The following is a 13914-nucleotide window of genomic DNA, read 5'->3' as shown; positions in this document are numbered from 1 at the left end:
CGGACCGTGCGGCGCCGATCGAGGCCTTCTGAAGGGCCGGCGGCCTTCCCGCCCCGTGCTGCTCCGGCGGCCCACGCGATCACGACGGAAGGCGGCCGGCCATGCAGTTCCACCATCTGAAAGCCTTTCGTGTGGTGGCCGCGGAGCTGAGCTTCACCCGCGCCGCCGCGAAGCTGCACTGCGCGCAGTCCACGATGACGGCCCAGATACAGCAGCTGGAACGGTCGCTGGGCGTGGAACTCTTCCGCCGGCGAGGCCGCTGCCGGGTCGAACTGACCGAAGCGGGACTGCTGTTGCAGACCCGCGTCGACGACATCCTGGCGGTCGTCGACACCGCCCAGCGCGAGATCCGCGAACTACAGGGCGGCGGCGGCAGGGCGGGCCGCGCCAAGAGCCACGACCAGAAGGCCGAGCTGAGGTCGTTGCGCAGGGTCTGAGCACCCCGACACCCCTCGGACCACAACACCGCGACGACCGTGCCCGAGGCTGGTGGCGCCACGGCGACCGTGCCCGAAGTCGACGCCGCCGCGACGACTGGACCCGAGGCCGACGCCGCCACGGCGACCGGGCCCGAGGCCGACGCCGCCACGGCGACTGGACCCGAGGCCGGCGGCGCCACGGCGACCGGGCCCGAGGCCGGCCGCGGCCGTCGGCCCGGACGGCCACCGCGCCGCCGGGCGGCGCCAACCGGGTGCGGAAAGCAGGGGCTTCGACGGCCCGACACCCCGGATACCGGCCGACCCCTCACCGGGCACACGGGAACGCGGGCCGGCCACCGGCACACGCAAGGGAACGCCGGCCGGGGAAAGTCGCTGTGCGTACGGGAACGCAGGCCGGGCACTTGCCGCGCACGCGGGAACGCCGGCCGGGCATTCGCCGTGGGCGCGGGAACGCCGGCCGGTAGCTCGCCGCACGGGAACGTTGGCAGCGCTCTGAGCGCGCAAGGGACGCGGCCGGGCAACTCGCCGTGCACACCGGAACGTCGGCCGGCAGCCCGCCGTGCGTGCGGGATCGTGGACCAGGCGCCCCGCCGCGCACGGCAACGTGGACCGCGCCCGCCGCGCACACCGCGACGCCCGCCGGGGGCAACTCGCCGCGTGCAGGGGCGCACCGGGTGCGGGCCCGTGTGCACGGCCGGCGACCGGCCGGTCCCCGCCGGCGAGGACCGGCCGGTCGCCGCCGGAGAGTTCCGGGCGGCCCCCGGCCGTGCGCGCCCCGCGGGGGAGGGCGGGTGTGCTGTCAGCCGGGGGCGGCCGAGCGGTCGCTGAGCAGGATGTCGCGCAGCTTCGCCACCCTGGTGACCAGTTGGTCGGGCTGGTTGCTCGCGGTGGTGTGGCGCACCCCCACCAGGATGGCCAGCATCGAGTCGCCGACCGTCTCCGCCGAGGGTTCCGGCGCGAGCTCGCCCTGCTGCTGCGCCCGGGCGGCCAGCCGGGTGATCAGGTTGCGCAACTCCGGGTACTGCGGGGGGAGCCGCCCTTCGACCTGGGCCTCGTCGGTGATCAGCCGCATACCGCAGCCGAACCGGGGATCGTGCCCCAGCCGCTGGGTCAGGCCCGTCAGAAGGGTGTCCATCGCGTCGAGCGCGGACTCGGCGGAGGCGTCGGCGCGGTCGAGCAGCTCGCGCCAGGCCGACTCGAACTGCGACAGCAGCTCGGCCTTGAGGGCGGCCTTGGACGCGAAGTGGCCGTACAGGGCCCCCTTGGTGAGGCCGATCCGTGCGGCCACGCGATCCAGCGAGCATCCGGCGGCGCCATGGGCGGCGAACTCGATGGCGGCGGCGTCGAGAACGAGAGCATGTGTGCGACGCGCCCGGTCCTGCTTCACTTGGCCCTCCTGCACGCGCAGAAAAAATCCTTTGGGGTGGAATCTTTTCTGCTTGGGGGCCGAAAGTGCAAGCCGACTGAGCAAGGCGGCGCGGAACGGCCGGTATTGATGCCTGCCGCGCACGGGTCGCGCACGGCGGTGCGACGGTGCGCGACCCGCCGCCGCACGCAGGCCGAACGCCCCGACCGCCCCGCCGGCACCTCTGGTCGGGATCAGGCACACCCGATCGGAATCTCCGATGAAATTTGAAACCTTTACGGAGGAATGATTTTCTGAGGTAGCCCCATCGCTGCCGGGGGTGTCCGAACGCTTGATCCACGGGGAGGCACGGCATGGCACTGGTCACGCGAAAGCTGCCCCTCGGCGTCGCGCCGGCACCGGGCGCCGCCGGGCGCGGCACCGGCACCGGCAGCCTGGCCCTGCTCGACGCCCTGTCCTCCCAACTGGACGCGGCCCGCCGCGGTGAGGGCTCGGTCGTCGTCGTCTCCTCGGCACCCGGGCTCGGCAAGTCGGTCCTCCTGGACTCCTTCACCGAACGGGCCGAGAGACAGGGCGTGCTGACGGCCGGCGCCGTCACCGACCCGCATCCCGCGGCGCTCAGGGTCTGCGACCAGCTGACCCAGGCGCTCGGCAGGCCGCCGACGGCCGACGGGGACGACCCGCACCGCCTGGGCCGCGAGGCCGCCGAACTCCTGCTGGAGACGGCCCGGCGCCAGCCACTGGTGATCGCCGTCGACGACGCCCAGTTCATCGACGCGACCTCCGCCGCCGTACTGCTCCAGGTGGCACGGCGGGCACGGGGCGTGCGGCTCCTGATGATCCTGACCCGGCGCGACACCGTCGAGACCGAGGCCGCGGAGTTCTGGACCGGACTGCTCGGCCAGCTGCACACCCACGACCTGCGGCTCAACCCCCTGGGGCGGGCGGCCGTACGCAGCATCCTGGAACGCGGCACCGGCCGCGAGGCACCCGCCCCGGCCGTCGACGAACTCCTCGCCGCGTCCGGCGGGAACCCGCTGCTGCTGGCCGGACTCGTCGACGACCTCAGGGCGCACGACGCCACCGCGACGCCCGGCCCGGCGGCCGGCTGGCCGGCCCCGGCCATCGCCTACCGCAGGGCCGCACGGACCCTGCTGCACCGCGGCGGCCCCGCCCTGCGCCGCGCGGCACAGGGCCTCGCCGTCATCGGGGACCCGCAGCACGTCGAGGAACTCACCGGACTGGCCGCGGGATCGGGACAGCACGCCCTGGCACTGCTGCACCGCAGCGGACTGTGGCACCACGACCGGTTCGTACACCCGGCGGCCCGCGCCGCCGTCCTGGAGGACCTCGACCCCCGGGAACGCAACGAACTCTTCCTGCGCGCGGTACGGATCGGGCAGAACGCGGGACGGTCCGCCAAGGACCTCGCCGCGCACATCGCCGCGGCCGGCCCGCCCCGCCCGCCCTGGACCGCCGCCCTGCTGGAGTCCGCCGCCGCCGCCCACGCCACGGACGGCGAGCGGACGCGGGCGGCCGAACTGCTCACCCTCGCCCGGGACATCGCCACCGACCCGGGCGAGACGGACCGGCTGACCTGCGCCCTGATCCGGGTGCGCTGGCCCGGCGACCCCGCCCTTGCGGCCCAGCACATCACCGAACTCTCCTCGGCCCCCGCACTGGCCGGCTCGGACGCGCTGCTCCTCGCCCGGACACTGGCCTGGCTCGGGCGCCCGGAACGCGCCCGGGTCTTCCTCGCCGGAACCGACCCGGCCGTCCTGCGCGCCGACCACCGGGCCACCGAGGAGGCGGAGTTCACCCAGCACTGGCTGCACACCACCTACCCGGCGCTGCGCGACACCTTCGCCGTGCCGCCCGACGGGTGGGGCGCACCCGCCTTCACCCCCATCCAGCAGGGCCGGCGCATCGACGCGATACGCGCCCTGCACGACGTACTGCGCCAGAACTGCGCCGTCGACGCGGCCACCGAGGCCGCCCGGCTGCTCGCCGGACTGCCGCCGAAGGGAGCCCTCTCGCCCGGCGACACCTTCGAGGCCGCGGAGCCCGCCCTGCTGGCCCTCGTGTACACGGAAGGCACCGGACTCGCTGCGCAGCACGTGGACGGACTCCTCGACCGTGTGCCGCCCGGCGCCGAACCCGCCCTCAGGGCACGGCTGCTGGCCCTGCGCGCCGAGATCGCCGTCCGCCGGGGCGACCTGCGCGCCGCCTCCCACGACGCGCGCCACGCGCTGGAACTCCTCGCCCCCGCGTCGTGGGGAATCGCGCTGGGGCAGCCGGTCGGGGCGCTGATCCTCGCACTCACCGCCCGAGGCCGCCGCCAGGAGGCCCTCGCCCTGCTCGACGTACCGCTCGCCGCGGTCGCCGGAAGCCGCTACTCCCTCACCTACCTGCAAGCCCGCGCCCGGCTGCACGCCGAGCAGGGCGACCTGGCCCGCGCCCTGTCCGACTACCAGGCCGTGCAGAGCCTGGCGACGTCCTGGAACCTCGACGCCCCCGGCCTCGCCGACTGGCGCAACGGACTCGCCGAGGCCCTGCTCGGCGCGGGCGAGCGCACCCGGGCCCGCGCCCTGGTCGAGGAACAACTCGCCCGCTTCAGCCTGGAAGTCTCCCCCCGCGCCCACGGCACCGCCCTGCGGCTGCTGGCCGCCACCGAGCCGCCGCAGGCCCGCGCGGCACTGCTGCGCCAGTCCGCCTTCGTGCTGCGCCGCCACCACCACCACCACGAACTGGCCCAGGCACTCACCGACCTGACCGAGGTGTACGCCGCGACGGGGGAGTCCCGGCGCGCGCACGCGGTGGGCCGCCAGGGCCGGGCCGTGGCCGAGTCCTGCGACGCGGCACCCCTGCTCGACCGGCTCAGGCACGTCCTGGAACCGGCCGTCCCCCAGGACGTCCCCGGGACACTCAGCCGCGCCGAACGAAGGGTCGCGGAACTGGCGGCCATGGGCGACACGAACCTGGAGATCGCCGAGCGCCTCTTCGTCACGGTCAGCACCGTCGAGCAGCACCTCACCCGGGTCTACCGCAAGCTCAAGGTCTCCGGCCGGGGCGAACTCGCCGCCCGGCTCACCGACGCGGGCGAGCCGGCGGGCCGCCGCCCGCTCGCCCCCGTCGCCCCCGGTGACCAGTGACGTGCCACCCGTCGATCCCGCACCCCGTCAGCCCGGCGTTAGGAGCACACGACCCATGGCCGCATCCTCAGGCCTGCACCTCAGCACCGTCGTCATGCACCACCCCTCCCGCGCCGACCGACTCCCGCGCCTGCTCGACGCGCTGGCCGGGCTCGCACCGCGTGTGGTGACCGACCCCGACCCGGACGGACCGCCGAGCCCGCTGCGCACGGCCAAACGCGCCTGGGCGGCCATCGCCCCCGGAGCCACGCACCACATCGTGATCCAGGACGACGTACGCCCGGTGTCCGGCTTCGCGGAACTGCTCCGGCGGGCCGTCGCCGCCCGCCCCCACCAGGGCGTCAGCCTCTACGTCAACTGGAACAGCTCGCAGAACTCCTACCGGGTGCGGCAGGCCGCCGCATGGGGCCGGCCCTTCGCCGAACTCTCCACGCTGGAGTACACCCCCACCCTCGGCCTCGCCCTGCCGGTGGCGGCGGCGGCCGGCCTCGCCGCCCATCTGGCCGGACTGCCCGACCACTTGCGCGACGACGACGAGATGGTCACCCCCTTCCGCAGGGCCTACGGCCTGGACGTGGTCGCCACCGTGCCCAACCTCCTCGACCACGGCGGAGACCTCAGCCTCGCGGGCAACGGCGGCCACGGCATACGCCACGCGGTCGTCTTCCACCCCGACCCCGCACTCGCGCACGACCACTGGACGCACCCCTGCCCCCCCGACGCCGCCGCAGGTCCCGGACCGCTCGACTACGCGGTGGAGATGGCCGACTCGGCCTGCCGGATCCGCCCCGTGCGCCCGCTGGCCGTCGAGCCGGTGGAACACCCCTTCGGCTGGCCCTGGCACGACTGGTGCACCCTGATCGGCGCCGACCGCGAGCGGATAGCCGAGACCTGGCGGCTGTCCGGCCGGCGCGAACCCCGCGCCGACCTGGCCCTGGAGTTCTGGGCCGCCTGCTACCTCCTGGGCGCCGACGTACGCCGCCACCGGCCGGGCACCGGCCGGCCCGCCCCCCACCTGCGGGCCGCACTCGACTCCTGGATCGCCTCGGGCCTGTCCGCCGCGGACCGGGCCCACCTGAGCGCGGCGGACCGCGAGACGCTGCGGGAACTGGGCCTGGACGCCTTCGACCGCGGCCGCACCGACGCCGGCTTCGGCCCGCACACACCGGCCGCCGAACCCGCCCTGCCCGGCACGCCCCTGGAGGCGACCTGTGGCTGAGACCCTGTCGCGGAAGCTGCGCGCGTCGGTCACCGCGATGGCCCGCCGCGAGTCCGCGGTCCTCCTGCTGTCCGCACCGTCGGAGTCGATGACCCTGGTCGCGGTCGAGCCGTGCCCCACCTGCGGAGCCGACGAGGCCACCATGCGCGGCACACCGGGCGCCGTACCCGCGAGCGTGGCCATGGTCGTGTCCGGCCGCCCCAGCCCGCTGCTCGGCGTGCCGACCCTCACCGTGCACGGCTGCGAACTGCTGACACCGCGCAGCCTGCTCGCCCCCGCGGTGCTGCTGCACGAGGACGGACTGCCCGTGCCGTTCGTCTCCCGCTCGGTGGCCTGGGCCGCCGCCAGCGGCTCCGCCTCCGTGACCGACGGCGACCTGGAGAGCGTCCTGGCACAGGCCGACCGGCGCGAGGCCGTACTCGACTACTGCCTGCGCGCCCCGGCCGAGCGCACCCCGCGCATCGAAGGCCCCCGCCGGCCGATGGTGCTGCCCTGCTCGACCCGGCTCAATCCGGCCGCCCTCGGACTGCACCAGCGCACCGTGCCCCAGTCCCGGTTCCTCACCCCGCACATCGACGGCCCGCTGGCCGTGCAACTGGACACCCTGTACCGCTCCGTGCTGGTCGACGCCGTGGCGGTCGCTCTGTGAAGCGGCCCGCGAACGGGCCGGTGGCCGCCGCGCACCGGGCCACCGTCCTCACCTTCGCCCTGGACGGCCTCATCCTGGCCAGCTGGCTCTCGCGCATCGCCACGGTCAAGGAGTCGGCGGGGCTCAGCACCGGCGGCCTCGGCACCGTACTCGCGGCCCCCGTGGTGGCCGGCCTGCTGTTCATGCAGGTCTCCACCCCCCTCCTCGCCCGGCTCGGCAGCCGGACCGTGGTGCGCCTGTGCCTGCCCGGCACGGCCCTCTCCCTGGCCGCGATCGGCTACGCGCAGAGCGTCACCGCCCTGGTGGTGGCCCTGTGCTGCTACGGCGTCATCGGAGCCCTGCTGTACGTGGCGATGCACACCCAGGGCGTCCGGGTGGAGGCCTCGTCCGGGCGCACCCGGATGAACGCCTACCACGCGGCATGGAGCCTCGGTGCGCTGGCCGGTGCCTGCGGCGGCGCGGCCTTCGCGTGGGCGGGCGCCGGGGTGGGCGTCCAGTACCTCGTCGTCGCGGTGGTCTGCGTGGTGCTGTCGGCGGCGACCGCCGGCGACCTGCTGGCGGAACCGCCCGCCCACAGCACCGGCGCCGGGCCCGGCGCCGGCCACGAGAGGCGCGGGCGGCGCGGCGGCTGGAGCCGGGACGTGGTCGTCCTCGGCGCCATGGGCCTGTGCTGCCTGGTCGTGCAGGGCGGCGTGCAGGACTGGGGCGCCGTCTTCCTGCACAGCGAGAGGGACGCGGCACCGGGCATCGCGTCGCTGGGCTACGTGGGCTTCAGCGCGGCACTGGTCCTCGTCCGCCTCGTCGGGGACCGGCTGGCCGGCCGCTACGGGGAGGCGCTGCTGCTGCGCGGCTTCGCCTGGCTCGCCGTCGCCGGCATGCTCGTCGCGGTACTGGCTCCCTGGACCTGGCTCGCCGTGGCCGGCTTCGCCGTGGTGGGCGCCGGCGTGTCGATTCTCGACCCGCTGGTTTCCAGCGCGGCCGGCCGTCTGGGCGCCGACCCGTCCGGCGCCACCAGGACAACCGCCCGCAACGTGGCCCAGGTCGCCTCCCTCGGACACCTCGGCGTGCTGCTCGGCCCGCCGTTCATCGGCTGGCTCTCCGAACTCATGGGCCTGGGCTCCGCGCTGGTCGTCGCGGGACTGCTCCTGCTGCCGGGAGTGGTACTCGCCGCCGGCAGGGTGAAGGTCTGGCGCGAACCGCTGCCGACCGGACCGGCAGCGGCCGCCCCCGGCCCGCCGCGCGCTGCCGACGGCGGCGCACGGCAGGCCGGGCGGCAGCCGGCCGGTGGGATTGGCGGCCGTCCGGGCGGGCCGGTGCCCGCCCGGGCGCCCGGCGGCTAGCCGGCACCGTGCGGCCCGGCCGCGAGCGCCCGGTCGACCAGCTCGCCCGCGGCGCCGGTGTAGTGGCGGGGCTCGCACAGGTCCGCGAGCGCCTCGCGGGTCAGGACGGCACCGACCTCCGGGCGGCGGCCGAGGACCTCGGCGAGCGGGCAACCGGTGCGCTCGGCGGACAGCGCGGCCTCGGACAGGAGCTGCTTGGCCGCCGCCCGCCCCAGCAGCGGGGCCAGCACCGCCGCGATACGTTCCGACACCACCTGACCGCCGGTCAGGTGGAGGTTGTCGCGCATCCGGTGCGGCCGGACCTGAAGGCCCTCCAGGAGCTCCACGGCCGTCTGCGCGGCGCCCGCGGTCAGCCGCAGGCATTCGCGCAGCGGCAGCCACTCGGCGTGCCAGGCACCGGCCGACCGCTCGTCCTCGCTGAGCAGGCACAGGTGCAAGGCCGCTGCCAGCGACGGCATCTGCAACGCGGCGCCGCGGATCATCGTCGCCAGGACCGGGTTGCGCTTGTGCGGCATCGCCGACGAGCCGCCGCGGCCGCTGCCGCCCGGCTCGGCGACCTCACCGACCTCCGTACGGGCCAGCCCGAGCACGTCGACGGCGATCTTGCCGAGCGCCCCCGTGACGAACGCCGTCGTCGCGGCGATGTCGGCCAGCGGTGTCCGCAAGGAGTGCCAGGGCAGCTCTCCCGGACTCAGCCCGGTCTCCTCGGCGAAGGCCCGGGTGAGGCGTTCGGCGTAGCCGCCCGGGCCGCCCTGGCCGCCGGCGCCGTCCAGGTCCGCGAACTGGAGGTAGCCGGCCAGGGTGCCGGCCGCCCCGCCCAGGGAGACCGGCAGGCCGCCGCCGGCCAGCGCGTCGACCCGGGCCACCGCCTGGGCGACCAACTGGCGCCAGCCGGCCGCCTTCAGACCGAACGTCGTGGGAACCGCGTGCATGGCCAGGGTGCGGCCGGCCGTCACCGTGTCGCGATGGCCGCGGGCCAGCCGCTCCAGAGCGGCGAGACAGCGCCGCAGGTCCTGCTGCGTGCGCAGCAGAGCCGCGCGGGCGATCAGCATGGCACCGGTGTCGAAGATGTCCTGGCTGGTCGACCCGCGGTGCACGTACTCGGCCGCGGCCGGATCGACGGCCCGCACCTCACGGGTGAGCGCCTGCACCAGTGCGACCACCGGGTTCGCGTTCTCCCGCGCGGCCAGGGCGATGGCGCGCAGATCCAGGCGGTCCGCCCGGGCCGTCTCGGTGATGACCCGCGCCGCCGTGGCCGGCAGCGTCCCGAGCCGGGCCTGCGCGCGGGCCAGCGCCGACTCCGCGTCCAGCATGGCCTGGAGCCACGCACGGTCCCCGGTCATCTCCTCGACGGCCGTTCCCGCCCGTACGGGACTGAGCAGCCCGACATCGTCCAGCCGCCCGGCAGCGCTGTCGGCGGCACGCCCCTGCGGCGCCTGCGCACCCGCCTGCGCGGTCACGTCGCCGATCACACCGGCACCCCCGACAGCTCGGTGTCGCTCGCCGCCGGCCGCACCGCGGCGGGAACCCGGGCGGCGGGCGCCAGCGCCAGCACGGCGCGCGCGATCGAGTCCGAGTCCCCGAGCGTGACGGAGTCGACGCCGGGACGGATCCCGGCGGCCGTGACCCAGTGCACGGACTCCGTGGGCACGCCGTAGGCGAAGCGGCGCGGATGCGCCCGGCCCCGGGCGTCCAGGAGCTGGTAGGGGCGCTCGGTGACGGCGAGCCCGCCCGTCTGGTACCAGCCGCCGTTGCGGCTCGGAATCAGATAGGGAGCCGCCTGCTCGGTGTCCAGCAGGTGCTGGAGCAGCGGATCGTGGGTGCGCCGGATGTCCGGCTCGGGAAGCCGCGCCTCGATGAGCACCTGGGCGTGCACCGCGGGCCCGGGCACCGCACTGGACGCGGCCACGAACGACTTGCCGCCGGGATCGACGAGCACCTGCGTGTGAGGGCCCAGGACGGTCAGCACACCGCACTCGACCAGCGCCGCCATCTCCTCGATCCGCGAGGCCGGCGGGCCGATCGACAAGAACGCGTTGAGCGGCGTGTACCAGCCCTCCAGCTCGTCACGGTAGGAGTCCCCGTCGAGGCCCTGGTGGTCGACGGCGAGCCGCACCTCGTTGCGCAGGTCCCGCAGCACGTCGAGGGCCGCCTTGAGCGGGCTGCTGACGTTCCCGCAGCGCGCCTCGGCCACGTCCGCCGCCAGATACCCGAGCAGCCACCCGGTGAACTCCTCGCGGGAGGCGAACTCCCGGTCCCCGTACGGCCGCGACAGCCGCTCCCAGCTGAAGCGCCGCTCCTCGTCGATGCCGTACTCGTCCAGGAGCGGGCCGGCGTCCCGGCCGGCGGGCAGGCCCAGGTAGCGGTCGGTGAACCGTTGCCGCTCCGGCGCCCGGCCGAGTGCGGACAGCAGCGTCGCGTAGTAGACGGACTCCACCTCCCGCGCGATCAGCGGCCACAGGTCACTGCTGAAGGTGATGGCCTCACCGTTGCGCCGGCGCCGGCGCAGTTCGGCGATGTGACCGGCCGTCAGCAGCCGGGGGAAGTAGCGGCCCGCGGCGCCCTTCTCGTTCTCGCCGCGCGCGTGGTAGGGAACTCCGCGCCGGGAGAAGGCGAACAGCTGCGGCTCCCGCCCGGACGGCCGGTAGCGCAGCCGGCCCTCCACCCGCTCGTAGACGCCGCCGCGCCCCGCGCTGAGCAGGGTCATGTGGTCGAAGAAGTTCAGGCCCAGCCCGCGCAGCAGTACGTTCTCGTCGGCCCCGATCGTGCTCAGGTCGAGGTCGGCCGGGTTGGCCGGCGGCAGGTAGGTCAGGTGGTGGATCCGCGCCAGGCTGGCCGCCCGCGCCTCGCGCGGGGTGAGCCTGGCACCGACATGCCCCTGCGCCAGCACGATGGCGTCCAGTTCGTCGAGGCGGACCCCGTCCTCGAGCCGCACCCCCTGCGGGCCGCCGGGAATGCCGTGCGTGTCGGCCATCGCGACCGCCCGCGCCCGGTGCACACGGACCGTGACGTGCTCCGGGGCGCGGTCCACGATCCGCCGGAAGCAGTCCCGCAGATAGGCGCCGTAGAACGCCCGGGTGGGGTAACTGTCGGGCCCGAGCGCACGCGCCTCCGCACGCGTCTGCTCGTCGTGGCCCGTGCCGGTCCCGGTGGCGCCGAGCACCGCCACCTCCTGAGCCCACTCGTAGAGGCTGCAACCGCGCTCGATCGGCCCCGTGATCCGCACACTCTCGTCGGTGAACACGGAGATCTGCGAGGCCACGGTGTTCATGAGCAGATGGCGGGACTGGTCGGTACGCCACACGGCACCCGCGCCGGGGGCGGCCGGATCGATCACGTGGATGACGAGCCGTCCGGCGGCCGCGGACTCGCGGGCGTTCGCGCACAGCCGCTCGATCACGGACAGTCCGCGCGGCCCGGCCCCGATCACGCAGACCTCCCTGGCCCGGTGGGTGCTCTGCCGGCCGGTCATACGGAGACGTCCTTGCCGGTGTCGGGGGAGATCCCGGTGACGCCGGACTCGATGAGACGGGCGAGTTCGAGACGCTTGATCTTCGTGGTCGCCGTCTGCGGCAGGTCGCTCAGGCGCCACTGGACGGGCGCCGCCATCTCGACCAGGTCGCCGACGGCCGCGTCCCAGGCGGCCCGGTCCAGCGGCTTGTCGTCCCGGGTGGAGATCACCGGCTGCGGGCGGCCGTCCCTGCCGTGCACGATGATCACTTCGATGAGTTCGGGGAGACGGGTGAACAGCCGGTCCTCGATCTCCAGCGTGCTGCTCACCCCCGGGATCTCGTCCACTTCCCGGTCCAGGAGGTGCAGGCAGCCCCGCCTGGTGCGGTAGCCGAGATCGCCCATGCGCCACCAGCCGTCGTTGACCTGCTTCTGCCAGCGGGCGTGCTCGCCGAGGTAGGTGACGATCCGTCCGTCGCTGCGCACCTCGATGAAGCCCGGGTTGGTCTTGGTGACCGGTTCGCCGTTGCGGCTGACGACCCGCACGCCGGTCATGCCGGGGAAGGGGACGCCCACGCAGCGGCCGTCGAAGGAGGCGCCGTCCTTGGGGGCGTAGGTGCGGCCGGCGATCGGGCCGACCTCGCTCTGCCCGTAGGCCTGGGCGAAGCGCGGCTTGCGGCGGTGCGAGGCCCGCAGCAGCCGGTGCACGGTGCGCGGGTGGATGGCGTCGAAGGTGCTGCTGAAGTACTTGACCCCGGCCAGCGGCCGGCGCGGGTCGTCGGCCAGGACCTCCCAGCGCAGGAAGGTGTTGGGGTGGGCCTCGATGAAACCGGGGGGCGTGCGGCCGAAGAGCGTGGCCACCGACTCCGGTTCGTCGTCGCCGAGGATCATCAGGGGGTGCCCCTGAAGGAGGGAGATGGGCATCGCCGTGAACATCCGCGAGTGCACGAACGACACATGGATGGCCACCGGTTCGCGGCGGCCGAGGATCGCCTTGATCACCGTCGCCTGCGGCCGGTAGCGGGCCTGGAAGCTGCGCCCGGTGTGCACGGCGAGCTTGGGGATGCCCGTGGTGCCCGAGGTGTGCGTGACCAGCGTGGGGTGCGTGGCGGGCATGGCCACCGCGGGCACGCGCTCGGCGCCGGCGAGTGAGGCGAGGGTGGTGGCCTCGGGGTGGGTGCCGGAGGTCAGCAGCACGGACCGGGACAGGGCGAAGACCTCGTGGGGCAGTTCGCCGTCGAGCTTGGCCTGATCGGTGACGAGGTAGGGGGAGCCGACGCGGCGCAGCAGTTCGGTGACGGTGGCGCCGTCCAGCTTGGGGGAGAGCAGCACGGGAATGGCGCCGATCCGTGCGGCGACGACCGCGAGCAGCGAGATGTCGAACCCGTCGCTCTTGTGCACGACGACGTGGTCCTTGGGGCGCACCCCGGCGGCCCACAGCCGCGAGGCGAAGTCGTCGACCAGGTCGGCGAGCTGGACCAGGGTGAGCCGGCGGCCGGCCCCGGGCGCGATGTCGAGGTCGTGGTCGAGGGTGACGGTGTTGGTGGGGTGACGCCTGGCGGCGCGGTCGAAGAGCGTCCCGAGGCGTATGCCCCTGTTGCCTATCCGCTGGAGAAACACGCTGGCTCCGTTTCGATGCGAAGGTGATCGTCGAATTGCGCGGGGCGGGGCGGCCCCGGGGCGCCCGGCACGGCGGCCGCGGGCGGCTACTGCTTCTCCACGACGTCCTTGATCCGGCCGAGTGTGGAGTCCAGGTCGGCGGCGAGCTTGCTGGTCCACTCGTCGACGAACCGCACCCGGTCCGGCTCGTCGAGGTCCTCCACGATCTTGTGGATACCGGCCGTGGCCTTCCCCATGCGGAAGTGGTGGGTGAGCACACTGCCGCTCGCGCCGTCGGCCTCCACGTCGAAACCCCAGACGCTCTGCTGGTCCTCGCCGGCGTGGGTGAGCATCATCCACCGGAAGGTGACGCCGGGCTCGGCCCGGACCACCTTGGCCTCCGTGTACCAGGTGCCGCGCACCAGCGGGGCCCAGCCGACCACGGACTCGGCGCGCAGGTTCTCGCCGCGGAACACGGAGCCCACCGCGCCGGGCTCGCCGACGCTCCACCGGCCGCCCTGGCACTCGGGGCTCCACTCGCCGCTGCGGGGAAGGTCGCTGACGACCGAGTAGACCGTCGCCGGATCGGCGGCGACCCGGATCGAGGCCCGCAGTTCGAACAGGGGCGTTGAGTTGATCACCGTCTGAGTCATGTCAGGAACTCTCGCCCCGGCCGCACACCGGCGGCGAGAGCGCGCC

At 74.8% G+C, this 13914-nt stretch carries 10 protein-coding genes; 5 read left to right on the top strand and 5 right to left on the bottom strand.

Going from position 1 to position 13914, the window contains the following annotated elements; all coding sequences use genetic code 11:
- Positions 1–101: 101 nt before the first annotated feature.
- Entirely contained in the window at positions 102–437 is a 336-nt protein-coding gene (locus tag ACIQAC_RS35155; RefSeq protein WP_402198509.1) for a LysR family transcriptional regulator, read from the top strand.
- A gap of 802 nt (positions 438–1239) precedes the next feature.
- Here ACIQAC_RS35155 and ACIQAC_RS35150 read toward each other — a convergent pair.
- Positions 1240–1827: a TetR family transcriptional regulator gene (locus ACIQAC_RS35150; protein WP_402198507.1), complete on the bottom strand. Its 588-nt coding sequence runs from the start codon at positions 1825–1827 to the stop codon at positions 1240–1242.
- A gap of 332 nt (positions 1828–2159) precedes the next feature.
- On the opposite strand from ACIQAC_RS35150, the gene ACIQAC_RS35145 reads away from it, so the two are divergent.
- From ACIQAC_RS35145 to ACIQAC_RS35130, 4 genes are read left to right on the top strand one after another with little or no spacing between them, the layout of a single operon-like run.
- Entirely contained in the window at positions 2160–4958 is a 2799-nt protein-coding gene (locus ACIQAC_RS35145) for an AAA family ATPase (protein WP_402198505.1), read from the top strand.
- Positions 4959–5013: 55 nt separating this feature from the next.
- Positions 5014–6177, top strand: a complete 1164-nt coding sequence (locus ACIQAC_RS35140) for a hypothetical protein (RefSeq protein WP_402198504.1) — start codon at positions 5014–5016, stop codon at positions 6175–6177.
- Positions 6170–6826, top strand: a complete 657-nt coding sequence (locus ACIQAC_RS35135) for a hypothetical protein (RefSeq protein ID WP_402198501.1) — start codon at positions 6170–6172, stop codon at positions 6824–6826. Before ACIQAC_RS35140 ends, ACIQAC_RS35135 begins: the two co-directional genes overlap by 8 nt.
- Positions 6823–8166, top strand: a complete 1344-nt coding sequence (locus tag ACIQAC_RS35130; protein WP_402198499.1) for an MFS transporter — start codon at positions 6823–6825, stop codon at positions 8164–8166. The genes ACIQAC_RS35135 and ACIQAC_RS35130 overlap by 4 nt, the downstream gene beginning before the upstream one ends.
- Here ACIQAC_RS35130 and ACIQAC_RS35125 read toward each other — a convergent pair.
- The 4 genes from ACIQAC_RS35125 to ACIQAC_RS35110 form a co-directional block, all read right to left on the bottom strand.
- Positions 8163–9563: an adenylosuccinate lyase family protein gene (locus tag ACIQAC_RS35125; protein ID WP_402198755.1), complete on the bottom strand. Its 1401-nt coding sequence runs from the start codon at positions 9561–9563 to the stop codon at positions 8163–8165. The two genes, ACIQAC_RS35130 and ACIQAC_RS35125, sit on opposite strands and share 4 nt — an antisense overlap.
- A 71-nt stretch (positions 9564–9634) precedes the next feature.
- Positions 9635–11638: an FAD/NAD(P)-binding protein gene (locus ACIQAC_RS35120; protein ID WP_402198497.1), complete on the bottom strand. Its 2004-nt coding sequence runs from the start codon at positions 11636–11638 to the stop codon at positions 9635–9637.
- Entirely contained in the window at positions 11635–13236 is a 1602-nt protein-coding gene (locus tag ACIQAC_RS35115) for a class I adenylate-forming enzyme family protein (protein ID WP_402198495.1), read from the bottom strand. Before ACIQAC_RS35115 ends, ACIQAC_RS35120 begins: the two co-directional genes overlap by 4 nt.
- Before the next feature lie 86 nt (positions 13237–13322).
- Entirely contained in the window at positions 13323–13868 is a 546-nt protein-coding gene (locus ACIQAC_RS35110; RefSeq protein WP_402198493.1) for an SRPBCC family protein, read from the bottom strand.
- Positions 13869–13914: the final 46 nt, after the last annotated feature.

This window comes from Streptomyces sp. NPDC088387 (assembly GCF_044753385.1).
In the GTDB taxonomy this organism is placed as follows: domain Bacteria; phylum Actinomycetota; class Actinomycetes; order Streptomycetales; family Streptomycetaceae; genus Streptomyces.
Note: the sequence above shows the minus strand (reverse complement) of the source record. Positions and strands in the feature narration are given on the sequence as shown.